Below are 26,172 nucleotides of genomic sequence, written 5' to 3' on the forward strand. Positions count from 1 at the left end.
TGCATTTTGCCCAACTCGGCCCGCGCGCGTTTCAAGAAACCTTGATTGGAGGTTGAACGGCAAAGTGTTTATTCCTTTCGCTCAGCCACCCAACCCGAGAGAAATCATGTTCAGAACCTCAGCTGCCACCGCTATCATGTCTGTCCTGTTGACCGTTGCGGCAGCCGCGCAGGATGACCCCGTGGTGATCGAGCTGTTTACCTCACAAGGGTGTTCGTCCTGTCCACCGGCAGATCGGATCATGCATGATCTTGCCAAGCGGGATGACGTGATCGGGTTGGCGCTGCATGTGGACTACTGGGACTACATCGGCTGGAAGGACGAGTATGCCGATCCCGATCATACTTTGCGCCAGCGCGCCTACGCACGAAATGGCGGGCGGTCGATGATCTATACGCCACAGATGGTCGTGAACGGGCAACAAGACGTGGTCGGCGCGCAATTGCGCGAGTTGAACAGTTTGATCGATGCCCACCAAAAGGCCCCCCCCGAAGCGTCTGTGGCAGCAACGCGTGCGGGGCAGGACGTGACAATAAGCGTTGCGCCAGTCGATCTGTCAGTGGCGGATGGTTATGACGTGAGGGTCGTGCAGTATTCCCCCTTGCGCCACGCGTCGATCCGGCGCGGAGAACTGGCCGGGCACGAGCTCGACTACGCCAATGTTGTGGACAGCTGGCAGATTGCCGGACGATGGGACGGGGCTACCCCCCAGGAGTTTTCGGCCCAGCTGGTGTCAGAGCTTCCGGCGGTTGTGTTGATCCAACGTACCGGGCACGGGCCGATTGTTGCGGCTGCGCATGTAAAATGATCAGGGCATATCCTCGGGCTGTACGCCCAGCCCGTTCCACGCCTTCCACCGCCGATGAATCCAGAACCATTGACCCATGTGCCGGCGCACAACCTGTTCCAGATCATCATTGATGTACTGCGTCATGGTCTTGGGGTCGGAATGCGGCACCGGGTCGTGCATCAATATCTCGAAATCCAGACCATTCGGTTGGCGCACGGCGTAGCAGGGGATCATCACCGCATTGTATTTCATCGCAAGTTCCGCATTCAGCACCGAAGTCACGGCAGGTTTTCCGAAGAACATCAACTCTTCGCCGCCATGCACGTGCAGGTCGGAAACGATGGCGATCATTTCTTTGCTTTTTAGTGAGCGCACCATCTCGACCATGCCCCGACGCCCCTGTTCAAACATGGGCGAGCCGGTTTTGTAGAATGCCTTGACGTATGCTTCGTTGAAATACGGGTTGGCCATGCGGCGATAGAGGCAGCCAAGGGGGCGGCCACTGCGCGCCTGCAGAGCAATCCGAATCGCCAGATAGTGGCCAAAATGCGCCGCGATGATCATAACCGGCCGCCCTTCGGCGGCGGCGGCGTCAAAAGCCGCCACACCGGGGCCGGACAGTTTGGCATCACGCTGTCGGGCTGTGAAACCCTCGGGCGAAAAATGCTCCATCATGGCCCGCCCCGCATTGTCCGAGACTTCGCTGCAGATACGGTTCACTTCACTGTCCGACAGATCCGGGCACGTCAGCTTCAGGTTTTGCCGCACCCGTTTGCGGAATCCGACCAGCGGGCCAAGACTTCGCACCATAGCACCCATAGTTGGAACGCGGCGCTCATACGGCAGCAGTCGCATTGCACCGATTATCCCTTTCAGGAACAGACTGGCGACATAGTATTTCCCAAGCTCAAACCGGCTGAGCTCCGACTTTTCGACGGGCATGGAGGTGTCTCACGGCGTGTTGCGAATTGCTGGCCCAGACATACAGGCCGCTGGCTGTAAGCTCAAGCACTCTGCCGCTCGCGTCAGTCCTCGTCCTGTTCAAGGTCGACCAATGTAAGCGTTCCGTCATCGACCAGGGCGCGGATGGCACCGACGATCTCGGCCATGGCGTCCTCGGCGTCTGCCTGTTTGACACGGCCACGCTCGGACATTTCTTCGCGTAGATTTTCGGCCATGCGTGATGAGATGTTGGACAAGATGAACTCGACCGACGCTTTGTCGTTGTCTGTGTCTGCGCCGGCCAGCGCGGTGACAAGTACCGCCTGATCCACACCGCGCAGAATGGCGGGGACATCGCGGGGGGCGATCCGGGCGGGGACATGGGCAAAGGTGAAAATCGATTGCCGCACAAGGTCCGCGAAATCGGCATCCTCTTCGTTCAGGGCGCTAAGCAGGCCGTCGCGTGTCGCTGCTGCGGACTGGTTCAGGATCGCCCCGACCCGTTCTCCGGGCCCGTCAGGGAACGCCTGCGAAGGACGTTGATCAAGTTGCGCGGCCAACGACCAGCCAATACGCTCTACCGCCTCAGGGGTTACATTTGCCGTTTTTGAGATCGCGTAGGTGATGCGCCGTGCGACAGGTCCGGGCAAGTGCCCCAACAATTGGGCGGCCTTGGCAGTGTCCAGCTTGGACAGCATGACGGCAGCGACTTCGGTGCTTTCGGCTTGGGCCATGCTGGCCAGATCCTCGGCTGGTATCTCGCGCAAGCGTTGCCAGGGATCGCCGATCTGTCGAACGCCCGCCACCTTGCGCAGACGGGCGGCAGTGGCCGGGGCAATCTTGCCATTCACAGCGTCCAGCGCGCCCGCAAGACCATGGGGAAAAGACAGGCCCACACTGGCCAGCGCATCGCCGAATTCTTGCGCGACCGCATCCAGTGTGACGCGATCCACCAACCCCATTTGACCAAGTTGATGGGTGAGTATTTCTTGAAGGTCGTCCGGCAATTCCTCAAGCGGAAAATCCGCGCCTTCATTCAGCAACAAACGCACGACAACAGCGGCTTTTTCACGATTGCTGAGCGTTCGCGGGACGACGCGAGGGGCCTCATCCTCAACGCTCGGAGGCATCGCCCCCGGCGCCATCTGTACCAAAGTATGTCTGTCCTGCATCTGCCTGCGGTGCCAAGAATCTGTTCCACAGGCAGACTAGAGGGAATCGGGTAAAGAAAGGCTGAACCCTAGTAGTTGTAGGTCAGCCCGGTCCGGATTGCTTCGCGCAAGGACGCCTCGGCCCATGTGCCTTCCCCGCCGCGCGCTTTGATCTCGCGCCATTGCGCGATGGCCAGATCGGTTTGGCCTTCGGCAACAAAACCCTGACCCATATAGCTGCGGGCCAGAATGTTGTCGGGATTGCTGGTGATGGCTTGTTCGTAATACGCATTCGCCAGATCAGTATTGCCCATCTTGCGGTGGGTGAAGCCCCAGTAAGTCAGGACACGGTCATCTGTCTGATCGCTCATCACGCGCAAGATGTTCTGCGCGTTTTCGAACTGGCCATCATAGGCCAACTCGCGCACTGCATCATAAAGTTCCTGATCGGTGAAATTCGTTTTGTCCGGTTTGACACAGCGTTCCCTCTCTTTGTCCCAGACCCGTCCAAAGAGGCATTTTTTTGTGGTGTTGGTGGGCTTAGGGGGATTGACACTGCCACCCCCGCCGGCCGCTTCGACCGCGATGGGGGAAAAGGCAAAAGAGGTCAGGGCGATTGCAGATGCGAGCACAAGGCGCATAATCTTACTCCGTTCAAAAAAGCTGTTGAGTCAACTTTAGTGCTTTTTACGCAAAAGCTAATAACAGAGTCGTGGTACTACTTCACAAAACGGAAAGAAAAACGTCAACTGTTGACGATTTTTTCGCAGCTATGGGTTGCGCTATCCCAGAAGAGGCCGGGTGCGCAGGATTGCGTCTGTTTCGAATGCGCGCCGCACGCCAGCCCGACCGAGGCTGTGCAGATCAAGGCGACAGAGCAGAGGAGGGTTCGGATCATCGTGTTTCTCCTTGGTGGAAAATACAACTGCATCCTACTTGATTTGTGCCAGTCTGGCAAAAGAAGAAGACCCCGCTTGCGACCGGCAAGCAGGGTCTTGCAGCGTCACGTTATTCGCCGAACACACGCTCGAAAATCGTGTCGACGTGTTTGGTGTGATAACCGAGGTCGAATTTCTCTTCGATCTCTTCGGCGCTCAGTGCAGCGGTAACATCAGCATCCGCCAACAGTTCTTCTTTGAAATCGGTGCGGTGTTCCCAGACTTTCAGCGCATTGCGTTGAACCATGGCATAAGCGTCTTCACGGCTGACGCCTGCTTGGGTCAGGGCCAACAGAACACGCTGGCTCATCACAAGACCGGGGAATTTGTTCATGTTCTCCAGCATGTTCTCGGGGAAGATCAGCATCTTGTCGATCACGCCTGTCAGTCGGGCCAGCGCAAAGTCCAGAGTGATCGTGGCATCCGGACCGATCATGCGCTCGACCGAGGAATGCGAGATGTCACGCTCGTGCCAGAGTGCTACGTTTTCCATAGCCGGGACCACTGCCGCGCGAACCATGCGCGCCAGACCGGTCAGGTTCTCGGTCAGCACCGGGTTCTTCTTGTGTGGCATCGCCGAGGAACCTTTTTGCCCCATCGAAAAGAACTCGGCCCCCTCCAGCACCTCGGTCCGCTGCATGTGGCGGATTTCGATGGCGATGTTTTCAATGCTGCTGGCGATGACGCCCAGTGTTGCAAAGAACGCGGCGTGGCGATCACGGGGGATCACCTGCGTGCTGATTGGTTCGGGCACCAGACCCAACTGATCGCAGACGTGCTCTTCGACGCGCGGATCGATATTGGCGAAAGTACCGACCGCACCGCTGATCGCGCCCGTTGCCACCTCGGCGCGCGCGTCGCGCATGCGGGACAGGTTGCGGTCCATCTCGGCATAGAAACGGGCAAAGGTCAGGCCCATTGTGGTCGGCTCGGCGTGGATACCGTGGCTGCGGCCGATGCGGATGGTGTTCTTGTGTTCGTACGCACGCCGCTTGAGGGCGGCCAACAGGCCTTCGAGATCGGCAATCAGAAGGTCGGCGGCGCGGGTCAGCTGAACGTTCAAGCAGGTGTCCAGCACGTCGGAAGACGTCATGCCCTGATGGACAAAGCGCGCTTCCTCGCTGCCAACATGCTCGGCCAGATGGGTGAGGAAGGCGATAACGTCGTGTTTGGTAACGGCTTCGATTTCGTCGATCCGTGCCACGTCGAATTCCACGTCCTTGGCCTTCCAAACGGCCTGTGCATTCTCACGCGGGATAACGCCCAGATCAGCCATGGCGTCACAGGCGTGCGCTTCGATCTCGTACCAGATGCGGAACTTGGTCTCGGGCGACCAGATGGCGACCATATCAGGGCGGGAATAGCGTGGAATCATTGGCGGCGAGACCTTTGTATGTTTGGAATAGGACGTTGGCGCGGGGTTTAGCCGCGCCTGCGCATCGGAACAAGGCATGAGTGCGTAAATGAGACGGTTTGCCCTGATTTTGGCGATTTTCCCCGGCTTTTGGCGGCGGAAGAGTTTCGTCCTCTTGGTGGGGATGAAATCCTGACTGCCTTGACCGATCAGAAAGTGGACTATGGCAATGGCAGTACGCAGGTATTTGAAGGCACAATGTTTTACCAGTATTTCGCCGACAGTCCGAGCGCGGGTCGATGGGCTGTGCGCGAAGACCGATATTGCTCGCTATGGCCTCCGTCGGATTTATGGGCCTGCTACGACGTTCACCAAAACGGCGATACAATCCGTTTCATCGATGATGTTGGCGGTTTTACGGATGGAGTTTTTGTGAAGTGAGCCTACCACGGCAATTGGCCGATTTTGAAGGACGTTGGGACCTCAAGCGCAGGATACAAGATGACCTCGCGGGACAGGTTATCGCGGCGTCGGGTCAGGCCCGTCTGTATCCCGCGGATGGTGGATTGATCTATGATGAGGAGGTCAAATTGCGCATACCCGGTCAACCCGAAATGACCGGTACGCGGCGCTATCATTGGCGCGACGCGGGCAACCGGGTCGCAATTCACTTCGACGACCAACGCTTTTTTCACAGCTTGAAACTGGGTGGCAAGGATGCGTCCGATCATCATGACTGTGCACCTGATAGCTACGATGCCGTCTATGATTTTTCGGACTGGCCTGTATGGAGTGTTTGCTGGACGGTTTCCGGTCCTCGGAAGTCCTACAGAATGATTACGGAATACCGGCCGCACGCAAGTAATCCTCTTGCAGTCGCAGAATGAAACGGGCATTTTCGCGATCAACGTTTTGCCCCTAAAGGGAGAGGTGACAATGAACACGAATGTTCTGGCCGGAGCTATCGGCCCACGCGAAGGCTCGGCCTTGCGCATAAAACAAGTGGTCCTGGTGACGCTGGGCATCTTGGTCCTGGCAGTTGCAGCCAAGATCAAAGTACCGATGTGGCCGGTTCCGATCACGATGGGCACATTTGCCATTCTGACCATCGGGACGGCCTATGGTACCCGTCTGGGGCTGATCACCATGTTTGGCTACCTGCTGGTTGGCGCGCTGGGCTTTGACGTGTTTGCAGGCTCTTCGGCTGAGAAATTCGGTCTGACTTATATGATGGGTGGCACCGGTGGGTATCTGGTCGGCTATGTGCTGGCAATTGCCTTGCTTGGAACGCTGGCCGCGCGCGGCTGGGACCGATCGTTTGGCAAACTGGCGTTGGCTTTGGTGCTGGCCAACGTGGTGATCTACGTGCCGGGCCTGTTGTGGCTGGGCCAGTTGTACGGTTGGGACCAGCCGATTCTGCAATGGGGCCTGACACCGTTCCTGTTGGGAGATGCCATCAAGCTGGGCCTTGCAGCGCTGCTGATCCCTGCTGTCTGGAAGCTGGTGGGCAACGCCCGGGGCTGACCCTATCTTGCATTGAACAAACGGACCCGCGCCCAGAGCACTCTGGCGCGGGTTTTTCTTTGCTGTGCGGCGCGGTACTGGACAAGGCCGCCCGGTGCGGGCCAATCTGAACGCAGTGGAACTATCAGGCAATTGAGATATGCATATTTGTTTAAGCTCGACATTGGCCGCCTGCACGGCCTTGTGGCTTGGGGCGGCGGCACCGGCTGAGGCAGAGACCCCGGTCACCTATACGGATGCAGGGCGTGCGCTGTTCAGCTTTGCGGTGCCGGATTTCTGGGTGCTGCGCACGGGTGGGCCGCGTGACATCGAAGACACCGAATTGGGAGACCCCCGTGCCGTGGCACGGGTGATGGGATTTCGGCCAGTTACAGATGAGTCGGTCTGGATGGGTTTCGTATCGCCTGCAGGCGTAACCAGCATTCAGGACGGGCTCCGGTATCTGGATGATATCGACAAGTTTCTGGTGAACGAACCAACCGTGACCAGCACCAGCGACACAAGGATTTCAGGCTTGCCTGCCAAAGTGATCCGGGGCACCGGCACGCGTGACGGAGGTGTGACCTTCACCGCGACTATCATAGATCTGCCGCGCAACCGTGTTGCCATCGCGGTGACAATCCTGCGGAACGCTGCTGACCCGGCCTATGTGGATGATCTGAACGCCGTTTTCGCGTCGTTCAGATCCTTGCAGTGAGAGGCGCGCAGATGACAGGTAAACTGATCAAACGGTCCGTTCTGGCGCTGGGTCTGGGTATCTCTGGTCTTACCCTATCCGGCTGCGATGGCGTCAGCGTTGGGGTGGGGGTCGGATACGGGTATGACCCGTTCTATGACTCGATGCTGTGGAATGATTATTACCACGATGTGGATGTGGATATCGACGTTGAACGTCCGGACAGGCCTGATCGCCCACCCACCGGCAAACCGCCTGCACGTCCACAGCCTCCGGTTGCAAAACCGCCCGCGCGTCCGCGTCCACCTGTGGCGCGACCGCCTGCGGCACGACCGCCGATCCATCGTCCGGCACCCCGACGGCGCTAGGCGCCGTCGGATTATGGAAGGAGTTCGGTTGTGATGTGGGCCGACCCTTCCAGTGTCCGATGTACCGGGCATTTATCCGCGATTTCCAACAGACGTCTGCGCTGGTCCTGATCCAGCGGGCCTTCGAGGCGGATTTTCCGTCTGAACTGATCGACCTTGGCATCACCTGCCAACCCGGCGTCCTGCGCGTGAACCTTGTTGTGACAAACATCCACGGTAATCCCGGTCAGTGGCCACCTTTTGCGCCGTGCGTACATGCGAATGGTCATCGACGTGCAAGCCCCCAAACCGGAGGACACAAAGCCATAGGGTGACATTCCGCGATCCGTTCCTCCGTAAGAGGCAGGTTCATCCGCAACCGCGTGATGACGTGGCCCGGCCTGAATGTCTTGCAGGAACCCGTCGGGGTCGGCTTCGGTCACACGAATGACCCCTTCGGGCGCGCCCGGCGGTGGCGCAGGAGGGTTGAGGGGCACATAACGCGACACCCAGGCCGTTATGACCTCGGCGGCATATTCAGCGTCGGCGGCCCGGCTGATCAGGTGGTCTGCGTCGTCCAGCGTGACGAAGCTTTTGGGGTGTTTGGCTGCCAAAAACAACGTGCTTGCATTGTCGATGCTGACCGTTTCATCGCGGGGGGCGTGCAGGATCAAGAGGGCGGCCCTGAGATCGGCAACTGCCGGCGTCAGGGTCGCTTGGGAGATGTCATCAACAAAGGCTTTGCCGATCCGGAAGGGCCGACCACCCAATGAAACATCGGCACTGCCGTCCCGTCGAATGTCGGGCAGGGCCTGTTCGAAATGGTGTGCGACATGACTGGGATCTGCGGGGGCACCAAGGGTCACCACTGCTTTGACCGAGGGGATACCTGCCCGCGCCCGCAACACCGCGGCACCGCCCAGTGAATGCCCGATCAGCACCGCAGGGGCCATGCCGCGATCCGCCAGAAACTGTGCTGCAGCAATCAGGTCTTCGACATTCGACGTAAAGGTTGTGTTCGCAAACTCGCCTTCGGAATGACCCAGACCGGTGAAATCAAACCGCAAAACAGCGATACCCATCACCGCAAGCCGCGCCGAAATGCGGCGCGCTGCCGGAATGTCCTTTGAGCAGGTGAAGCAATGCGCAAACAATGCGGTCGCCAGGACTGGGCCATCCGGCAGATCGAGACGAGCAGCCAAAAGGCTGCCGTCGTGACCGCCAAAAGTGATGCGTTCGGTGGGCATGGCATTTCCTTGAGTGTCGGTATGGTACCAATAGTGTGTAGTTATGCCGGATCGCTCAACCCCATTGTAGGAACCGTCACGGGAAGGTGAGCAAAAAAGCGGGAAATCGAGAGACTTCAAAAAATGTGATGCTTTATCGCTCAAATATTCGTTTTTATAATTTAATGAGTCTCCCCATGTTGCGAATGTCAGAGACAGCAATGTAAGGAGAGTCACATGGCCTATACTGATTGCACCCCACGCGGCAGCGCTTTTGTTCGCCCGGATTTGCTGGTCATTATCGCCCTGAGCGGGGTTCTGGGCTTTTCACTGGGCCAGTCTTGGCCACAAACCACACCATCCGCGTTCGAAGCGGCCATTCCGACCGAGGACTGGCACGGGAATGTCCGGCGCTCGACTTGGACAGACTAGGCGCTTACTCAAGACCCATCAATCGGGGGTCGAACGGGTATTTGGTCAGGTTCTCATACCCGTCCTCGGTTATCAGAACCTGATCCTCAAGCTTGATCGAGAAGTCGCCGCCCACTTCACCGACGGCGGCTTCGACGCAGAGCACCATGCCCGGCTCCAATGGATAGTCATAGGACCCGGCGACCGCCTTGTCGGGATAAGCGACGAGGGGCCATTCATCGCATAGACCGACGCCATGCATCAGGCAGCCGTACTTCTGAGCCTGGAACTTGTCGTCCAGCTTGTGGGTATTGGCGGTAAGTTCCGGGATCATCACGCCGGGTTTCAGCATGTCCATATTGGTCATGATGTGCTCATGTGCGTGTTGCATGGCATAGACCATGTCGGGTCTCGGTTTTTGGTCGCCGATCCACCACGTGCGTGAGATATCGACGCAAATACCATACGAGCCGATCAGGTCGGTATCAAAGGCGATGATCTCGTTTTGTTGGGTGATTCTTGGGCCGCATTCCTGAAACCAGGGATTGGTCCGCTGGCCCGAAGACAAAAGGCGCGTTTCAATCCACTCGCCACCGCGGCGGATGTTTTCGGCGTGCAGAACGGCCCAAATGTCATCTTCGGAGGTTTTTCCATCACCTACATTGGCGCGTGCGAAGGTCTCCATCTTTGCAACGGCGGTTTCGCAGGCATGGCTGGCACAGCGCATGGCCAGAATCTCATCCGGGCCTTTGATCGCGCGGGTCTTTTCTGTCAGTTCTTCGCCTTCCATGATTTCAAACCCCTGCGCTTCAAGCGCGCGCAGGCCGTGCAGCATGATCTTGTCCACGGCCAGGCGCATGTTGCCGCCGCCATGTGCGCTGATCAGAGCACGGACTTCGTTCGAAAAAACGTCCGCCGCAACATCCACTTTGTCGCCCCGATCAAAGTAGAACAGGTCGGCACCAGAGCGCTGTTCGCGCACAAGAGGGTTGAATTTGGACAGGAAGGGCGAGTTCTTGTAGTCCCAGATCACCATGTATCCGTCAGCGCAAAGCAATACGGCGCGGAACGGATTATGCGTATTCCAAAGTTGCATGTTGGTGCTGTCGGTCGCATAGCGGATATTGAGCGGGTCGAACATCAGCAGGCCGCCATAGTCGCGGTCGACAATGCCTGTAGTCAGCCGTTTCCACCGATAGGCGCGCATCTTCTCCAGATTTGGCAGGCTCAGTCCCGCGGCCGCCCATTCATCAAAGGCCAGTTGGGTCGGTCCGATCTCGATCCTGTCGTTGTCATTGGGTGTGCCATCCCCAAGCGTTGCCCCACGGCTGGGGTCGATCTTGCGCGTATCCCGGTAGTGCTGGTTCATGACGGGCCTCCCTGCCTACTGATAGAGCGTGCAAGCTTCTTTTTGAGGCGTCTGGAAAAAATGCGACGGCTGGTTGGTCGCTTTTTGACCGACAATCAAAAGGATGAGTGCTAGGGGGTGGGCATGGCCGTCATTTTGCAAACCGACATTCCCTATGATCCGCGAAAGCCGCGCGCGCTGCCCGGTATTCAGCCTGCAGATATGGAGAGCTGGCTGCATCAGGATGACGCCTTTGCGGCGCAGATGGCGCATCGCGCCGCCCTGTTGGAGACGCACCGAGACGATGTTCTGGCGCTTGATCCGGGGGCAGAACCGGTGGCGCACGAGCTGTTGGACCTGGTATTGCACCACAGCTATCCCGGGTCCACGGACGACGTTCTGCGCCCTGACGGTGTGCGGGTTGCGATTGACCGGGCGCATCCGTTGGACACCCTGTGCAAACTTGTGCAAGAGGATTTCTGCATTCTTCAAAAGCACGGGACTGAACATGTTCTGACCGGCGCAATTCTGTGTTTCCCAGCCAGTTGGCGACTTTCGGAAAAGTTCATGCGACCCTTGGTAGATATCCACCTGCCGGTTGGCAGCTACGACGACAACGTCGCACGGCGGGTACAACGGTTGTTTGACGGGATACAGCCCGGACGACCGCTATGGCGGTTCAATGCGCTGTGGTACGATGACCCAGAGCTTCATCAACCGCGCAGCGCCTGCGATCCGCGAGACATCCGTGACCGCGGTACGACACCTTACCTGCGAAGTGAACGCCAAACCCTTCTGCGACTGCCCAAAACCGGTGCCGTCGTGTTTTCCATTCACACCTACGTGTTAGCCTCAGACCGACTGCCCCAAATGGAAAACCCCGCCTGATGGCGGGGCCTCCAAGGAGGGTCTTCAGGAATTCTGTTACATGCCAAATGCAGTTGCGACCCCAGCAAAGGCGTTGCTGGCATTCAGGGCCACGATGGCGAAGGTAAAGACCAGAACCTGCGTGTTGAGCCGGAAGTCCTCGCCTCGGATCAGATTGACGGCAGCCATCGAAACCGCAATCGGGGCGGAAATGCTGGCGACAACGCCGGTCAGGCACCAGCTGCTAAGACGCAGCACGTCACTGGGGCGGTCCTCGGATGCGTCTTCGGTATCCGGCTGGATGGCCGCAAGGGAAGGTGTGTCATCCGTTGACCGAAACGCAATGCTGAGCAATTGGTCGTCAGTCAGTTGAATTGGACGGGCCGTAGGAGGGGGGGCTTCGGCCGTCGGCTCTGTCGGTTCGGAAAAGCTCAGCCCTGCAAACTGACCGGTCACCGATTGGAATATCTGCCGGCGGTTGCGCGGTTTGGTGGGGGCGAGCGTGTCGAACGCGCTCATGAATTGTTCAACCGTCAACACGGTGTTCGGGGACAGCCATTCCACACGCTGGGACGAGCAGATATCGACCATGCGGTAAAGAATGACAACCAGCATCAATTCGGAAATCTCAGCGTCATCCAGAAGGGCTGAAACCGGTGAAACCGTGATAACCAGACGGTTGCGTGGGCGCGTCGCGGCAGGTTTGACAAGAGTCTTCAGCCCCGCTGCGCGGTCCATGCGCTCGTAACGGTCCTGGGTCTCGGCACATTCGGTATCCAAACTCAGGCGCACAAGGTACTGGCTGGAAACGATGCTGGCCTCCGTGGCACTTAGCAACGCCTTACGCTCGACCAGATGACCGTAGTCTTCCAGCGTCGCGGCAACAATCGTCCCGAACCGCTCGACCGCGCCTTCGGTGTCACCGTCAAACTGCAGGCCGCCATGATAGCTGTGCTTCTTGGTCACCGCACATTCCTTTGTCGCATCCCGTCTAAAGCATCACTCTAGCGACTGATCTGGGGGAGAATTTGACGAAAATGCAAAAAAATGGATTTTCAGATGGATTGATTACGCTTTGGAAACCAAGAAAATGGGGCATTTCTTGTGTCACTGTGGCGGAAATGTGGCCAAACTGTGCGACACTTACGGCCAGAGGGCGACAAAGCTAGCCATCGATTCGGGCTGCCATAAGTGCGATGGACTGTTGGTAGACCGACGCGGCGTTCCACTGCTGAATAACTGCAAAATTGGGCTGACCCGGTTGATACCCGCGACCGGGTTTCCATCCTTTCTTGCGCAGAAAATTCGCGGTTGAGGCGAGTGCATCGGTCATGTTGTAGAAGTCCACCTTGCGATCTCCGGTGGCGTCAACGCCATAGGTCAGGGCGTTGCCCGGCAGGAATTGCGTGTGGCCCAGTTCGCCATGTTTTGCCCCTTTTGTCGCCATGGTGATGCTGCCTTGGTCGACCAGCTTCAGTGCCCCAATTGCGTGGGGGATGAAGAACTCGGATCGGCGACAATCATATGCCAGTGTGGTTATTGCTGACACAACCTGACTGTCGCCCATGAAGTTGCCAAACCCGGTTTCCATACCGTGGATGGCGATCAGAACACCGGCGGGGACGCCATACTGACGTTCAAGCGCGGCATAGAACTGGGGGTTTCTGGCCTTGCGCTTGCGCCCCTGCGCCACAATCGTATCGGCGCCGCGGACGCGCATGAATTTGTCCAGCGAGTATTTGAAGCTTTTCTGATTGCGGTCGGCGGCAATCGTCCGGGTTGCGTATTGCGTTTGGGCCAACGCCTGCAGCCCTCTTTTTTTCACGCCGGCCCGTTTCGCCTGTTTTGAAAAATCAGATTTCCAGACCTCAAACCCGGCGCTTGTGTTCCCGCACTGAGCGCCAAGGCCAAGCGTCGGCATCGTCAGGCCAAGGGTCAGGCATAGAATACGCAGCATTGGAATCCTCCACTTGAAGGCGAGTCTCATTTGTTCAATAGAGGTCCAACTCACCTGTACCTTTGAGGCTTTCGAACCATTCATCGGGCGTTTTGTCGATCTTAGCGTGTTTCACCATCATCGCATTCATATTCGGAAGGTTCGACGAGTCCGGCCAGTTTTCCGGGTGCCACAGGTTGGCGCGAATGACGCATTTGGGGCAATGGGCAAAAGCCGTCTCGACGTGGACAAGTAGCGCAAGTTTGGGGCGGCGGTTGTTGACGGTCATTTTGGCCAAAAGGTCTGTGTCGGCGCAAATGCGGGCTGTGCCACGGATGCGCAGTGTCTCCATCTTGCCCGGTACAAAAAAAATCATGCTGACACGTGGGTCTTTCAGGACGTTATGAAACGTGTCCACACGCTTGTTCCCCGGCCGGTCCGGGATCGCGAGCAAGCTGTCTGAAACAACCTGAACGAAGCCTTCGGGGTCGCCTCGTGGTGAAATGTCCAAATACCCGTCCGGATTGGCCGAAGCGATCAGGCAGAATGTCGATTTGTCTATGAAGTCTCTGCACATCTCATCCAAGGCGGGCAGTTCTTTGGCGATGATCTGAGGAAGTGGGGCACCAGTGATCTCTTCCAGATCTTCCGCCGAGGTCACAAAATCAGTGAAAGGCGCAAAGGTTGCGTCGGATGACATGCGATCTCTCCTAACAGGTCTGGGCCCGAGTTTGGAAGATCACGCCAAACGAAACAAGGGCGCCCTGTTGGGCGCCCTTGCAACTGTAGTCCCGAACCGGATCAGCAGCTGTAGTACATGCCGTATTCTACCGGGTGCGGGGTGTGCTCGTAGGTTTCGACCTCTTCCATCTTCAGTGCGATGTAGCCGTCGATCTGGTCTTTGGTGAACACGTCGCCCTGCAGCAGGAAGTCGTGATCGGATGCCAGAGCTTCCAGAGCCTCACGCAGCGAACCGCAAACGGTCGGGATGTCGGCCAGTTCTTCGGCAGGCAGATCGTACAGGTTCTTGTCCATGGCTTCGCCCGGATCGATCTTGTTCTTGATGCCGTCCAGACCAGCCATCAGCAGCGCAGCAAACGCCAGGTAGGGGTTCGCAGCTGGGTCAGGGAAGCGAGCCTCGACGCGCTTGGCTTTCGGGCTTTCGGTCCACGGAATACGGACACAACCCGAACGGTTACGAGCCGAGTAGGCGCGCAGAACAGGTGCTTCAAAGCCCGGGATCAAACGTTTGTAGCTGTTGGTCGACGGGTTGGTGAAGGCGTTCAGGGTCTTCGCGTGCTTCAGAACACCGCCGATGAAGTACAAGGCTTCGTCCGACAGGTCGGCGTATTTGTCGCCAGCGAACAGAGGCTTGCCGTCTTTCCAGATAGACATGTTCACGTGCATGCCAGTGCCGTTGTCACCTGCGATGGGCTTCGGCATGAAGGTTGCCGATTTGCCGTAGGCGTGGGCCACGTTGTGGATGACGTATTTGTATTTCTGCAGCTCGTCGGCTTGCTTGGTCAGGCTGTCAAAGATCAGGCCCAGCTCGTGCTGACAGGACGCAACCTCGTGGTGGTGCTTGTCGACCTTCATGCCCAGACGCTTCATGGTCGATAGCATTTCCGAACGCAGATCCTGTGCTTCGTCGACCGGGTTCACGGGGAAGTAGCCGCCCTTGACGCCCGGACGGTGGCCCATGTTGCCCATCTCGTATTCGGTGTCTGTGTTCCACGACGCGTCGGTTGCATCAACTTCGTAGGATACCTTGTTGATGCTGTTCGAAAACCGGACGTCGTCGAACAGGAAGAATTCGGCTTCGGGACCCATATAGGCAACGTCACCGATACCGGATGCTTTCAGGTAGGCTTCGGCTTTCTGTGCGGTGCCGCGGGGGTCACGCTCATAAGCTTCGCCGGTGTCGGGCTCAACAACCGAGCAGTGTAGACAGATTGTTTTTTCTGCATAGAACGGATCGACATAGGCGCTTTCGGTGTCGGGCATCAGTTTCATGTCGGAGGCTTCGATCGACTTCCAGCCCGCAATCGACGAGCCATCGAACATGAAGCCTTCATCCAGGAAGTCTTCGTCTACCTGGTCAGACATGATGGTGACGTGCTGAAGTTTGCCGCGCGGGTCGGTAAAGCGGATGTCGACGTATTCTGCGCCTTCGTCCTTGATCAGCTGAAGAACTGCGTCCTTGCTCATTCTCTTGTTTCCTCTGATTTGAAGATGGGTCTGTTACAGGGCTTCCGAACCGGTTTCGCCGGTGCGAATGCGAATGGCTTGTTCAACGGGCGAGACAAAGATCTTGCCGTCGCCGATCTTGTCGGTCTTTGCGGCCGAAACGATGGCGTCAATGGCCGCGTCAACCTGATCGTCGTCCAGAACAACTTCGACTTTCACTTTGGGCAGGAAGTCGACCACATATTCGGCGCCACGGTAGAGTTCCGTATGGCCCTTCTGGCGACCGAAGCCCTTGACTTCGATCACGCTGAGGCCCTGGACGCCCACGTCCTGCAGTGCCTCTTTTACTTCGTCCAGTTTGAACGGCTTGATGATCGCTTCGATCTTTTTCATCCCGGCTCACCTCGCATGGTTGTCAGAAGTGCTCTGATCACGTCTAAGATCAGGCAGCAATGTGAATGCGAAAATGTTGAGCTGCGGGCAGGATGATTTCGGGTCGTAGGTGAATTTTTGATCACGTTGCACAAAAAGTAGTCGAAATTGAATCGCGACGGAGATCGAGATGGCAGACTTGCTGACAGCGGCGCAAATGCGGGCGGTGGAACGGGCGGCCATGGACTCGGGGCAGGTCACGGGGCTGGAGTTGATGGAACGCGCCGGGCAGGGCGTTGTCGATGCGATTTTCGAACAATGGCCAGTGTTGCGCGATCGAGGGGCCAGCCCCTCGAGCTCCCCGGGATATTTCGGGCCAGATGAAGAAGATCCCTTGCGCGCGGTGGTGCTGTGTGGACCGGGGAATAACGGCGGCGATGGGTTTGTTGTAGCCCGGCTTTTGCACGAGTTGGGCTGGGTCGTGCGTGTTTGCCTGTATGGTGACCCGGAAAAGTTGCCCCCTGACGCACGCGTCAATTGTGATCGTTGGACCGCATTGGGTCAGGTGGAGGCGCCTGTTGACGCAGTGATCGACGCTGGGGGCGCGCATCTCGTTGTGGATGCATTGTTCGGCACGGGATTGGCCCGGCCTGTGGAGATCAACCTGCGAGACATTTGTAAAGTACAGCAGGGCGACAAGCAGCCGTTTTGGGTTGCTATCGACGTACCCAGCGGGCTGTGTTCTGACAGCGGACGGGTTTTGGGGTGCTGCCGCGCAGCCGATCTTACAGTCACCTTTCACACAGAAAAGCCGGGCCAACATCTGGCGGACGGTCCAGAGATGTGCGGTCGTTTGTCTGTACGGTCGATTGGATTGGAAGGGTGGACCGAAAGAGTATTGCAGGATGGAAGTGTTCAGCGCCTTGACGCCCCCACGGCGCCACTGAGCAAGGTTTCTGCGCACAAATTCTCGCATGGCCACGCTCTGATCCTGTCCGGCGGTTCCGGTAAAACCGGCGCGGCCCGGCTGTCCGCGCGCGGAGCGTTGCGGGTTGGGGCAGGGCTGGTGACGCTGGGGGTGCCTCCCGCTGCGCAGTTGGAAGTCGCGGCGCAAGTCACGGCCATCATGTTGGCACGGGTAGACGGGGCGCGTGGTTTGTCCGCTGTGCTTTCGGATCAAAGGCTGAACACACTTTGTTTGGGTCCGGGATTGGGGGTCGAGCGGTCGCGAGAACTGGTGCCCGTAGCTTTGAGCTACCGTCGCGCGACTGTGTTGGATGCGGATGCGTTGACGGCCTTTGCCGAGGACCCGTCGACCTTGTTTGCGCAATTGCATCAGACCTGTGTACTGACCCCGCATGGCGGAGAGTTCGCCCGCCTGTTCCCTGATTTGGCCGAGGCGCTGGCAGGGCCTGCCATCAAAGGTCCGGCCTTTTCCAAAACCGACGCGACCCGCGAAGCGGCCAAGCGTGCGGGGTGTATTGTCTTGTTCAAGGGGGCGGACACGGTGATTGCGGCCCCTGACGGGCGCTGTTCGATCCATGCCGCGACCTATGAACATGCAGCGCCCTGGTTGGCAACGGCGGGGGCGGGTGATGTGCTGGCCGGGTTCATTTCCGGATTGTTGGCGCGTGGATTTGAGCCCATGAGGGCGGCGGAAACAGGGGCTTGGTTGCATGCGGAATGTGCACGCAGCTTCGGACCGGGTCTCATCGCAGAGGATTTGCCCGAGGCCTTGCCTAAAATTCTAAAAGAGATGAATATCTGAGTGTGGTGTGACGGGAATAGTCGAAGCCGCGAATGCGGGCGCTGGTCCACGATAGGGCGTTCCCGGCGTGCATGGCGGGTATTTGCGTATCGCATAGCTGCGCCTTGGAATTTACTTGGAGGCAGCTTGGCGGGTTCGAGAGGCACTCTGCAACCTATTGTTAAAAAAGTTTAATTCTTGTGTTCTGCCAAGTTTGATGTGGCAGATTTGCAATAGTCTGGCGGCTCGAATGGCGGGCCATTGGAACGACTGCCCGCGATGCGCATGTGACAAAAAGCTGAAAACAAAACCCTTTCATGGTGAGTGATATGACCCTGAACCTGAAAACCTCTTCTATTGCGGCTGTTTTGGCAGCGACCACTGCTGTTCCGGCCGTTGCGGAACTGAAATACGAAAACAACACCGGCGGCTATGTCCTGCTGTACGGGCAGTTTAACCCGGCTTTGATCTCGGTTGACGATGGGCAGGACACGGACACCCGCGTACTTGACAACGACCTGTCCAACAGCCGGGTGGGTCTGCGCCTGCTGCAGCCGTTTGGAAGCAACGAATTCACTTTTCGGTTCGAAACCGGCCTGGGTTTGCCAAACTCGAGCGAATGGAACCAGTTGGGCACGGATTTCAGTGGCTGGACCCGAGAAGACCTTCGCCACGTCGATTTTGCCCTGAAGGGAAGCTATGGCAAGTTTTCTGCCGGTCAGGGCAGCATGTCCTCAGACGGCGCAGCCGAGGTGGATTTGTCCTATGTCGGAACCGCCCTGTATTCATATACGAATGACGAGAACTCGGGCTTTTTCTACCGGGGAACCGATGGCGTTCTGAGCGATATCACCATCGGGGATTCCAGCAGCAACCTTGATGGCAGCCGCCGCACGCGCGTGCGTTATGACACACCTGAATTCAACGGGTTCAGCGCAGCGGTCGCCTATGGCCAGAACGCGTTGTCCAGCAGTGATGACGACGACTACTACGACCTGGCCCTTTCCTACAACAACACCTTTGGCGGTGGCATAGAATTTGCCGCAAGCGTCGCCTATGCGGTGCGCGACTTCGACGATGGTTCGGGCGAGCGCAAGGATACGATCGGGTCCGCATCGGTGTTGTTGCCCAGCGGGTTCAGCTTTACAGCCGCTGCAGGGACACGTGACGACACCGCAAGCGGCGCGTCGGACCCAAGCTTCTGGTATGGAAAGGTCGCGTATGAGGGCGATTGGGTCTCGTGGGGGAAAACCGGCGTTGGGGTCGACTATTTCGATGGCGCAGACTTTGACAGCGACGGGTCTGACACCAAGGCCTGGGGGATTGCAGTGGTTCAGCGGATCGACGCGATCAACACGGATGCCTACCTGAAATACCGCAACCATGATTTCGACGATGGCACGTCCTTCGACAACAACGAAGCCTGGGTTCTGGGCGCACGCTGGCAGTTCTGAGGGAAGCTGGTCAATCTGAGAAACGCTCCGGCTTGGTCCGGGGCGTTTTTTGTCCATTGGAACGGTAAATCCGGGGTGATAGGGGCTTTGCCCCCTTGCACGCGGGCGGCTGGGCAAATAGAAGGCGTCAAATTTGCCCGGCGCGCCGTTTTGCGCGCCCCGAATCCTATGGGGACTACCATAATGCAGGTTACCGAGACGCTGAACGAAGGTCTGAAACGCGGCTACAACATCACCGTCACAGCGGCCGAGCTGGACGAGAAGGTCAACGAGAAGCTGACCGAGGCACAGCCCGAAGTTGAGATGAAGGGATTCCGCAAAGGCAAGGTGCCCATGGCGCTGCTGAAGAAGCAGTTTGGTCAGCGCCTGCTGGGCGAAGCGATGCAGGAAAGCATCGACGGGGCCATGAACAAGCATTTTGAAGACAGCGGTGAGCGTCCTGCGCTGCAGCCCGAGGTCAAGATGACCAACGAGGACTGGAAAGAAGGCGATGACGTCGAGGTCGCAATGTCCTACGAAGCGCTGCCTGAAATCCCCGAGGTCGACCTGAAATCGGTCGAGCTGGACAAGCTGGTTGTCAAGGCCGACGACGCGGCCGTCGAAGAAGCGCTGAACAATCTGGCCGAAACGGCTCAGGACTTCAAAGCGCGCCGCAAAGGATCGAAAGCCAAGGACGGCGACCAGATCGTGTTCGACTTTGTCGGCAAGGTCGACGGTGAAGAATTCGAAGGTGGGTCAGCGGAAGACTATCCTCTGGTTCTGGGTTCGAACAGCTTTATCCCCGGTTTCGAAGAGCAGTTGGTTGGCGTGAAGGCTGAGGAAGAAAAAGACGTCAACGTCACCTTCCCCGAAGAGTATGGTGCCGAGCATCTGGCCGGCAAAGACGCCGTCTTCAGCTGCACCATCAAAGAAGTGAAAGAGCCGGTCGCAGCCGAGGTCAACGATGAGCTGGCCAAGAAATTCGGTGCCGAGGATCTGGCCGGCCTGAAGGGTCAGATTTCCGAGCGTCTGGAGGCTGAATACACCGGTGCGTCGCGCGCTGTCATGAAACGCGCTTTGCTGGACGTGCTGGATGAGAAGGTCTCGTTCGACCTGCCGCCGTCGCTGGTTGACGCCGAAGCCAAGCAAATTGCGCATCAGCTGTTCCACGAGGAAAACCCAGACGTGGAAGGCCATGATCACGGTGAGATCGAGCCGACAGAAGAGCACACCAAGCTGGCCGAGCGTCGCGTGCGTCTGGGCTTGCTGCTGGCCGAGCTGGGTCAGAAGGCCGAAGTTGAGGTCACCGACGCCGAGATGACTCAGGCGATCATGAACCAGGCCCGCCAGTATCCGGGTCAGGAGCGCCAGTTCTTTGAGTTCGTGCAGCAGAACGCTCAGATGCAGCAGCAGCTGCGCGCGCCGATCTTTGAGGACAAAGTTGTCGACTATGTCTTTGAGCTGGCCACAGTTGCAGACAAGGAAGTCAGCAAGGACGACCTGCAAAAAGCCGTCGAGGCACTGGAAGAGGAGTAGTCCTCTTCCCCCCTTGTCTGGGGCGCAAAATAAAGCGGAGCCGCCTAGAAATGGCGACTCCGCATGGGTGGCTTTGTGCTATGAGGTGAGGGGGTCAGGCCTCATGAGCAAAAGCACGGGGGGTTTGTAGCAGAGCGGTCTTTTGCTCTGGTGTGAAGGTGTCAGTGAGCGCTTCGATCAGCTTGAGGACATCTTGTCTTTCAGCTTCATTTCGCGCAGCACTCATCTGTTCAACGAAATACTTCTCAAGCTCAGTGAGCGGCTTGTGATCGCGGTTCGCCGGGTTCGGCTCGACTGCCTTTTTGCTGTTGAACAGCGCCAAGGCCTCTTCTTCTTCAAGGAAGACGTTCTCATGGATGCCAGCGAATTCCCGGATGCCGGAAATGCGCTCATCCGTGCAATCCAGCAGGGCAGCGAGGGCCGAAACCTTGCCCATTGGCACGGTCTTTCCAACATAGTCATACGGCGCGCAGTTCGAACGCTTGAGGACCCGATCCATCACGGGATCGATAACGGTGATGATATCCTGCATACCCGCATTCTTGGCGAATTCCAGAGAGCCAATCATCAGTTCGCAGGTGGCATAAGACACAGAGTTTTTGTCTTTGCCGCGTTTGAGGCGTTGGGTATCGACGCAGAAGCGCGTGGATTCCCACATCGTCGCACTTCGAATTGGGGGTTCTCCATCCAGAATGGCCGAGAACACGTCTGAAAGCATGTGAGGTCCGGTGGTCTGCAGGGCACGCACGGCTGCGACGACATTCCCCCCGTCGTCGAGTCCGATTACGTATGCAGGATCCAGATGATCGAACTCATCGATCTCTTTGCCATCTTCGATATTAACGTCCCATCCTAGACGCCCACCAAATACGCGCGCTCTCAACTCGAACATTTCGTCAAGAACTTCGCTGAACAGATGTCTGTTCAACCCATCTACCACGATGATCATTTCTTCCCCCTTCGAGTGGTTGTTCGGTAAACTAGACGTTACCGTTTCGGGGGCGAATTTCTATTGGGGGTTTCCCGTATTTTGGCTGAATTGTGGGATTTATGTGTTTATCCCGGGGTGATAAGCCCGATTGCGATGGCACGCCCTACGGCTTGAGGGGTTGTCAGCGCGCTCAGCTTCTCTCGGCTGGAGCGCAGGTGGACCTCAACAGTGCGGTGCGAGATAGACAAAATATCACCGATATCCTGCTGCGACTTCCCCGCCGCGACCCATTGAAGGATCTCTGCCTCACGGGTCGAAAGGTTGGGGTGGTACAGCGCGCCTGTCAGCTCGTCCGAGGTGACGACACTGTCGTGAATATGGACCGCCATGGACTGAAGGTCGCTGATCACGTGCGTATACAGCTTGCGCCATTCTTCTTTGGTGCAGTCCCGTGTTGCGCTGAGAAAACCGATATCTCCATAAGGTCCGCGGACAGGAATCGTAACGCCTTGATTGGAAAGGCCAAAATCATGAGCATCCCGAAAGACGCGCTGAAAATCTGGGCTGCGTTCCAGGCGGCTCCAATCGACTGGAGCGATACTGCGCTTTGTCATGTGAAGGGTCGGATCGATCATAACCAGACCCTGTTTCTGGTAGTGTTCGTTCCAATCATCGTTGTACGTAACGAACCCGGCAACTTTCCCAGCGGCAGGGTTCATTCCGGCATAGGCTGCATGGTCCATGTCATGCTTTTCGCACACCTGCTTAAGAAACTCGGTATACCGAGTTTCTGAGTCCGGCAGAGTGCTCAGATCGACGATCTCCATGTTGCGCCTACGAACTGCGGCCTATCTTGAAGCCCGATGGTGGGGTCGGACTTGCAATTTACCTAGAGTGGAACCCAACTTACCTAACGGCACCAAGCACAACATATATTTTAAAACATGACAAGACAGTGCGGGAATTGTCTGCGCTTTTGGCAAGGATGCTTCGAACCGTAGAGCATTTTTGTCACTATTATGCCTAGACTGCAAATAGTGCGTCATACCTGCTGACCTTTAACCTAAGGCGCGGGCTGCAGACCGGTTTCGACCAGCATTCCCCTTGCTTTGGCCTCGGGCCAATAGCCTTTGGCATACAAAAAGATGGCGCGTTGCTGGTCACCATCCGACAGCAACCAGGCCCCACGCAGGTATTTCCCCGCGAATTCCAGATTTGTATCGGCATTCAAAAGGCCCTGTGCATTTCCGGAATACCCCATCGACCGTGCTGTGGCGGGCAGGATCTGAAGCAAACCATAGTACGGACGGTTCACAGCCCATGGTCTATGGGTGCTTTCCCGAACCGCCAGCTTGTGCACCAGTTCACGGGGCAATTCATAATGGTCGGCCCATGTGTTGATAGAAGCCCGAAGTTCCGGTGTCTCGTTGGGATAGAGCGGAGGATCAAATGTATTGGTTTCACCGCGCGACACCTCGGCACCGCTACAGGCCGCGACTGCGGACAATACAATGAAAGCGATGATGCTGCGGCGGGGGAAAACGGCCATCAAAATTCTCCAAGTGTCAGAGGCGCGATGATATGGATCGCGGTTCATGCCGCAACTGTAGCTTCGAATTTGGGCTGAATTTTGCCTGCTTGGAAAAGAAAAGGGCCGCGCAATCTGCGCGGCCCTTCGAAATGGTCGGCAAGACCCGATCAGGCCTTGGCTTCGTCTTCTTCTGCCGGAGCGGTTTCGGGTGCCAGATCTTCGTCTTCCGATGCAGCCGAGCCGATGTCGTCGAACAGTTCGGCGATTTCGAATTCAGCGGCGGCTTCTTCTTCGGCTGCCAGTTCCTGGATCGATTTGCCCGAAGCCTGCAATTCGGCCTCTTCTTCCGAACGGGCGACGTTCATCTTGATTTCAACGGCGACTTCGGGGTGCAGGTTCACTGCTACAGCGTGCAGACCCAGTTCTTTGATCGGTGCGACCAGAGCAATCTGTTTCTTGTCGACGGTGAAACCAGCGTCGGTCGCGGCATCTGCGGCGTCACGCGGGGTGACCGAACCGTACAGAGCGCCGGCATCCGATGCCGAGCGAATCACGATGAACTGCTGACCGTCCAGCTTTTCAGCCAGGGCTTCAGCTTCTTTCTTGGTTTCCAGGTTGCGGGCCTCAAGCTGCGCTTTCTGGGCTTCGAACGACGCGATGTTGGCGTTCGATGCGCTCAGGGCTTTGCCTTGGGGCAGCAGGAAGTTGCGGGCGTAGCCGGGCTTCACGTCAACGACGTCGCCCATCTGACCCAGTTTCGCAACGCGTTCCAGAAGGATAACTTGCATGTCAGTCTCTCCTTACTTCACAGCGTAGGGCAGCAGGGCGAGGAAGCGGGCGCGCTTGATAGCACGGGCCAGTTCACGCTGCTTTTTTGCCGAAACGGCGGTGATGCGCGAAGGTACGATCTTGCCACGCTCAGAGATATAGCGCTGCAGCAGACGGGTGTCTTTGTAGTCGATTTTCGGCGCGTTCTCACCCGAGAACGGGCAGACCTTGCGGCGGCGGAAAAATGGTTTTGCGGCCATGGTTTATGTCCTTTCGTCAGGCGTTGATCAGCGGCGCTCGCGGCGGCCTTCGCGCTCATCGCGCTTCTGCATCTGGACCGAGGGGCCCTCGTTATGCTCGTCGACCTTGATGGTCAGAACGCGCATGACGTCATCATGCAAGCGCATCAGGCGCTCCATTTCCTGAACGGCGCCAGCGGGGGCGTCGGTCTTCAGGAAGGAGTAGTGACCCTTGCGGTTCTTGTTGATCTTGTAAGCCATCGTCTTGACGCCCCAATACTCGCTGTCGACGACGTTGCCGCCATTGTCAGCCAGAACGGTGCCGAAATGTTCGACGAGGCTTTCTGCCTGCGCGTTGGACAGATCCTGACGCGCGATCATTACATGCTCATACAGTGGCATGTGCACTCCTGTTTATATCAAGGCGCATTTCAAAGGCGGGGCTATCTGGTCCTTCGCGACCCTGCCACGAGAGGCTGCGCGATTCATATGTATTGCGAAGGATGGCCCCATATACACGTTTCAGCGCCCGGGGCAAGGCCTGCCATAGATGCCTTGGTGAAGTCGCCCAATTTCCTTTGCCGCGCCCAATTCCTGACGCTTTTCGGCTCAAAGTTGTTTCTCAAACCGGCGACTAGCCAGAATGCTTAAACAACGAATGTAAGCCTTACAAAGGGTGACATGTTATGACCGCGATACACACAAATACCCTGGATCAGCAGAGAACAGGCGCGAATTTTGAAAATTCGGTTCCGGTCAAGATAGCGTTCGCGGCGAATTGGAAAGCCCGACTGATTTTGGCGCGCGCTGTCGGTGCATTTCTGATCGTGTCGGCCTTTTCGATGTGGCTGATGCCGGGCTCGATGATCGAGGCCGAGGTTTGGCCGATCAAGATGGTGGCTTCGATGCTGTTCCTGATCGTTGGTGTCAGCCTGTTGACCATCGAGGTGATGGACCCCCGTCCGGATGCCTATTTCGATCCCATTCGCCGCGAAGTTCGGGTGCTGCAAAAAAATGAAAACGGGCGCCCTCAGACAGTTTTGCGCCGCAGTTACGATACGCTTGGTGGTGCCAAGTTCGAAGATGATGAAGTGCAGTTGTACGATGTCGATGGCAGCCTGCTGATGAAACTTCCGCTTCAATCGGCGGATGTCAGCCGAGCACTCAAGGGTCAACTGAGCCAGAGTGTTACGATTTTCGCATAAAAACATAAAAAGCTGTCTCTGTTCAAAAAATAACAGAGCCTGTGGAGTAACAAGGATTGTGCGCTACCTCATCGGAGCGCATTTTCTTTTTTGAGCAGTCTACTACGATTGCGCCCACATATTTGATTGCGGAGACTATCATGAAAACCACCCTTATTGCTGCTGCCCTGGCCGTTTCGGCGACTGCTGCTTTTGCCAGCGCCGAGAAATACGTTCTGGACCCCAGCCACAGCCAGGTCATTTTCAGCTATGACCACCTGGGTTTTTCGACCACATATGGCATGTTCTCGGGCTTTGAAGGCGAGATCATGTTCAACCAGGAAGACCCGTCTGCATCCAGTGTGGCGGTTTCGATGCCCGTGATGTCGATGTTCACCGGCTGGGAAGCACGCGAAGATCACTTTATGACTGAAGATTTCTTTGGAGCGTCCGAAGGCGATCTGATCACCTTCACCTCGACCGGGATCGAAGTGACAGGTGACGGCACAGCCAACATCACCGGTGACCTGACCATGAACGGCGTTACCAAATCGGTTGTTCTGGATGCCAAACTCAACAAAGTGGACAACCATCCGATGGCGAACAAGCCATGGGCCGGTTTCAACGCCACCACAACTCTGACCCGCAGCGAATTTGATCTGGGCCAGTTCGCACCCTTCGTGGGTGACGAAGTACAGGTTCAAATCTCGGTTGAGGCACAAAAAGCCGACTAA

At 57.3% G+C, this 26,172-nt stretch carries 30 protein-coding genes; 12 read left to right on the forward strand and 18 right to left on the reverse strand.

Features of this window, described 5'->3' with window-relative positions:
• Window positions 1-106 precede the first annotated feature (106 nt).
• Window positions 107-808 (forward strand): DUF1223 domain-containing protein, encoded by a 702-nt coding sequence (locus ACR0L4_RS11510; protein WP_480513056.1) that lies wholly within the window; start codon window positions 107-109, stop codon window positions 806-808.
• Here ACR0L4_RS11510 and ACR0L4_RS11515 read toward each other — a convergent pair whose 3' ends face one another.
• The 5 genes from ACR0L4_RS11515 to purB all read right to left on the reverse strand — a co-directional run bounded on the left by ACR0L4_RS11515 (window position 809) and on the right by purB (window position 5,196).
• On the reverse strand, window positions 809-1,732 hold the full coding sequence (locus ACR0L4_RS11515; RefSeq protein ID WP_170750919.1) for a lysophospholipid acyltransferase family protein: 924 nt from the start codon (window positions 1,730-1,732) through the stop codon (window positions 809-811).
• An 83-nt stretch (window positions 1,733-1,815) separates the two neighbouring features.
• A complete protein-coding gene (locus tag ACR0L4_RS11520) occupies window positions 1,816-2,862 on the reverse strand; it encodes a flagellar motor switch protein FliG (protein ID WP_480513232.1) in 1,047 nt (348 codons plus the stop codon).
• A gap of 110 nt (window positions 2,863-2,972) precedes the next feature.
• Window positions 2,973-3,524, reverse strand: coding sequence for a tetratricopeptide repeat protein (locus ACR0L4_RS11525; protein WP_480513058.1), 552 nt, complete (start codon window positions 3,522-3,524; stop codon window positions 2,973-2,975).
• 104 nt (window positions 3,525-3,628) lie between these two features.
• Entirely contained in the window at window positions 3,629-3,781 is a 153-nt protein-coding gene (locus ACR0L4_RS11530; RefSeq protein WP_170750913.1) for a hypothetical protein, read from the reverse strand.
• 110 nt (window positions 3,782-3,891) lie between these two features.
• Window positions 3,892-5,196: an adenylosuccinate lyase gene (gene purB / locus ACR0L4_RS11535; protein ID WP_170750901.1), complete on the reverse strand. Its 1,305-nt coding sequence runs from the start codon at window positions 5,194-5,196 to the stop codon at window positions 3,892-3,894.
• Window positions 5,197-5,612: 416 nt separating this feature from the next.
• Between purB and ACR0L4_RS11540 the strand changes: the two genes are divergently transcribed.
• From ACR0L4_RS11540 to ACR0L4_RS11555, 4 genes are all read left to right on the forward strand, one after another.
• Window positions 5,613-6,062 carry a DUF6314 family protein gene (locus ACR0L4_RS11540; RefSeq protein ID WP_480513061.1) on the forward strand — a complete coding sequence of 150 codons (450 nt, stop codon included), beginning with the start codon at window positions 5,613-5,615 and terminating at the stop codon, window positions 6,060-6,062.
• Between the two features lie 49 nt (window positions 6,063-6,111).
• Entirely contained in the window at window positions 6,112-6,699 is a 588-nt protein-coding gene (locus ACR0L4_RS11545) for a biotin transporter BioY (protein ID WP_480513063.1), read from the forward strand.
• Between the two features lie 139 nt (window positions 6,700-6,838).
• Window positions 6,839-7,396: a hypothetical protein gene (locus ACR0L4_RS11550; RefSeq protein WP_480513065.1), complete on the forward strand. Its 558-nt coding sequence runs from the start codon at window positions 6,839-6,841 to the stop codon at window positions 7,394-7,396.
• An 11-nt stretch (window positions 7,397-7,407) separates the two neighbouring features.
• Window positions 7,408-7,743, forward strand: a complete 336-nt coding sequence (locus tag ACR0L4_RS11555) for a hypothetical protein (RefSeq protein ID WP_480513067.1) — start codon at window positions 7,408-7,410, stop codon at window positions 7,741-7,743.
• A gap of 11 nt (window positions 7,744-7,754) precedes the next feature.
• Here the strand turns inward: ACR0L4_RS11555 and ACR0L4_RS11560 are convergent, their stop codons facing one another.
• A complete protein-coding gene (locus tag ACR0L4_RS11560) occupies window positions 7,755-8,969 on the reverse strand; it encodes a bifunctional alpha/beta hydrolase/OsmC family protein (protein WP_480513069.1) in 1,215 nt (404 codons plus the stop codon).
• A 216-nt stretch (window positions 8,970-9,185) separates the two neighbouring features.
• Here ACR0L4_RS11560 and ACR0L4_RS11565 point away from each other — a divergent pair, with 216 nt between their 5' ends.
• The gene (locus ACR0L4_RS11565) at window positions 9,186-9,380 is read left to right on the forward strand and encodes a hypothetical protein (RefSeq protein WP_480513071.1); all 195 of its coding nucleotides are present in this window, start codon (window positions 9,186-9,188) and stop codon (window positions 9,378-9,380) included.
• A 4-nt stretch (window positions 9,381-9,384) separates the two neighbouring features.
• Here the strand turns inward: ACR0L4_RS11565 and dddP are convergent, their stop codons facing one another.
• Window positions 9,385-10,728, reverse strand: coding sequence for a dimethylsulfonioproprionate lyase DddP (gene dddP / locus ACR0L4_RS11570; RefSeq protein ID WP_480513073.1), 1,344 nt, complete (start codon window positions 10,726-10,728; stop codon window positions 9,385-9,387).
• 123 nt (window positions 10,729-10,851) lie between these two features.
• Between dddP and ACR0L4_RS11575 the strand changes: the two genes are divergently transcribed.
• Window positions 10,852-11,595, forward strand: coding sequence for a heme-dependent oxidative N-demethylase family protein (locus ACR0L4_RS11575; RefSeq protein WP_480513074.1), 744 nt, complete (start codon window positions 10,852-10,854; stop codon window positions 11,593-11,595).
• Window positions 11,596-11,631: 36 nt separating this feature from the next.
• Here the strand turns inward: ACR0L4_RS11575 and ACR0L4_RS11580 are convergent, their stop codons facing one another.
• The 5 genes from ACR0L4_RS11580 to ACR0L4_RS11600 form a co-directional block, all read right to left on the reverse strand.
• Window positions 11,632-12,540, reverse strand: coding sequence for a hypothetical protein (locus ACR0L4_RS11580; protein WP_480513076.1), 909 nt, complete (start codon window positions 12,538-12,540; stop codon window positions 11,632-11,634).
• Window positions 12,541-12,739: 199 nt separating this feature from the next.
• The gene (locus tag ACR0L4_RS11585; RefSeq protein WP_480513078.1) at window positions 12,740-13,531 is read right to left on the reverse strand and encodes a lytic murein transglycosylase; all 792 of its coding nucleotides are present in this window, start codon (window positions 13,529-13,531) and stop codon (window positions 12,740-12,742) included.
• Window positions 13,532-13,565: 34 nt separating this feature from the next.
• On the reverse strand, window positions 13,566-14,210 hold the full coding sequence (locus tag ACR0L4_RS11590; protein WP_170750878.1) for an MSMEG_1061 family FMN-dependent PPOX-type flavoprotein: 645 nt from the start codon (window positions 14,208-14,210) through the stop codon (window positions 13,566-13,568).
• A 101-nt stretch (window positions 14,211-14,311) separates the two neighbouring features.
• Entirely contained in the window at window positions 14,312-15,718 is a 1,407-nt protein-coding gene (gene glnA, locus ACR0L4_RS11595; protein WP_170750876.1) for a type I glutamate--ammonia ligase, read from the reverse strand.
• Window positions 15,719-15,751: 33 nt separating this feature from the next.
• Window positions 15,752-16,090 (reverse strand): P-II family nitrogen regulator, encoded by a 339-nt coding sequence (locus tag ACR0L4_RS11600; RefSeq protein WP_170354532.1) that lies wholly within the window; start codon window positions 16,088-16,090, stop codon window positions 15,752-15,754.
• A gap of 169 nt (window positions 16,091-16,259) precedes the next feature.
• On the opposite strand from ACR0L4_RS11600, the gene ACR0L4_RS11605 reads away from it, so the two are divergent.
• From ACR0L4_RS11605 to tig, 3 genes are all read left to right on the forward strand, one after another.
• Entirely contained in the window at window positions 16,260-17,837 is a 1,578-nt protein-coding gene (locus tag ACR0L4_RS11605) for an NAD(P)H-hydrate dehydratase (RefSeq protein ID WP_480513081.1), read from the forward strand.
• A 308-nt stretch (window positions 17,838-18,145) separates the two neighbouring features.
• The gene (locus ACR0L4_RS11610) at window positions 18,146-19,270 is read left to right on the forward strand and encodes a porin (protein ID WP_480513083.1); all 1,125 of its coding nucleotides are present in this window, start codon (window positions 18,146-18,148) and stop codon (window positions 19,268-19,270) included.
• A gap of 183 nt (window positions 19,271-19,453) precedes the next feature.
• Window positions 19,454-20,785, forward strand: a complete 1,332-nt coding sequence (gene tig / locus ACR0L4_RS11615) for a trigger factor (protein WP_480513085.1) — start codon at window positions 19,454-19,456, stop codon at window positions 20,783-20,785.
• A 94-nt stretch (window positions 20,786-20,879) separates the two neighbouring features.
• Here the strand turns inward: tig and ACR0L4_RS11620 are convergent, their stop codons facing one another.
• The 6 genes from ACR0L4_RS11620 to rpsF all read right to left on the reverse strand — a co-directional run bounded on the left by ACR0L4_RS11620 (window position 20,880) and on the right by rpsF (window position 24,656).
• Complete coding sequence (locus tag ACR0L4_RS11620) at window positions 20,880-21,734, reverse strand: acyl-homoserine-lactone synthase (protein WP_170750871.1); 855 nt, start codon at window positions 21,732-21,734, stop codon at window positions 20,880-20,882.
• A 107-nt stretch (window positions 21,735-21,841) separates the two neighbouring features.
• Window positions 21,842-22,543, reverse strand: coding sequence for a LuxR family transcriptional regulator (locus ACR0L4_RS11625; RefSeq protein WP_170750869.1), 702 nt, complete (start codon window positions 22,541-22,543; stop codon window positions 21,842-21,844).
• Between the two features lie 236 nt (window positions 22,544-22,779).
• On the reverse strand, window positions 22,780-23,265 hold the full coding sequence (locus tag ACR0L4_RS11630; protein WP_170750867.1) for a lytic transglycosylase domain-containing protein: 486 nt from the start codon (window positions 23,263-23,265) through the stop codon (window positions 22,780-22,782).
• 149 nt (window positions 23,266-23,414) lie between these two features.
• Window positions 23,415-24,035: a 50S ribosomal protein L9 gene (gene rplI / locus ACR0L4_RS11635; RefSeq protein WP_480513088.1), complete on the reverse strand. Its 621-nt coding sequence runs from the start codon at window positions 24,033-24,035 to the stop codon at window positions 23,415-23,417.
• A gap of 12 nt (window positions 24,036-24,047) precedes the next feature.
• Window positions 24,048-24,275 carry a 30S ribosomal protein S18 gene (gene rpsR / locus ACR0L4_RS11640; protein ID WP_005608650.1) on the reverse strand — a complete coding sequence of 76 codons (228 nt, stop codon included), beginning with the start codon at window positions 24,273-24,275 and terminating at the stop codon, window positions 24,048-24,050.
• 27 nt (window positions 24,276-24,302) lie between these two features.
• Window positions 24,303-24,656 (reverse strand): 30S ribosomal protein S6, encoded by a 354-nt coding sequence (gene rpsF, locus ACR0L4_RS11645; protein ID WP_170750863.1) that lies wholly within the window; start codon window positions 24,654-24,656, stop codon window positions 24,303-24,305.
• A 284-nt stretch (window positions 24,657-24,940) separates the two neighbouring features.
• On the opposite strand from rpsF, the gene ACR0L4_RS11650 reads away from it, so the two are divergent.
• Together ACR0L4_RS11650 and ACR0L4_RS11655 are read left to right on the forward strand one after the other, a co-directional pair.
• Window positions 24,941-25,459, forward strand: coding sequence for a hypothetical protein (locus ACR0L4_RS11650; RefSeq protein ID WP_170750861.1), 519 nt, complete (start codon window positions 24,941-24,943; stop codon window positions 25,457-25,459).
• Between the two features lie 140 nt (window positions 25,460-25,599).
• Window positions 25,600-26,172 carry a YceI family protein gene (locus ACR0L4_RS11655; protein ID WP_480513091.1) on the forward strand — a complete coding sequence of 191 codons (573 nt, stop codon included), beginning with the start codon at window positions 25,600-25,602 and terminating at the stop codon, window positions 26,170-26,172.

Source organism: Ruegeria sp. AB5, assembly GCF_056542645.1.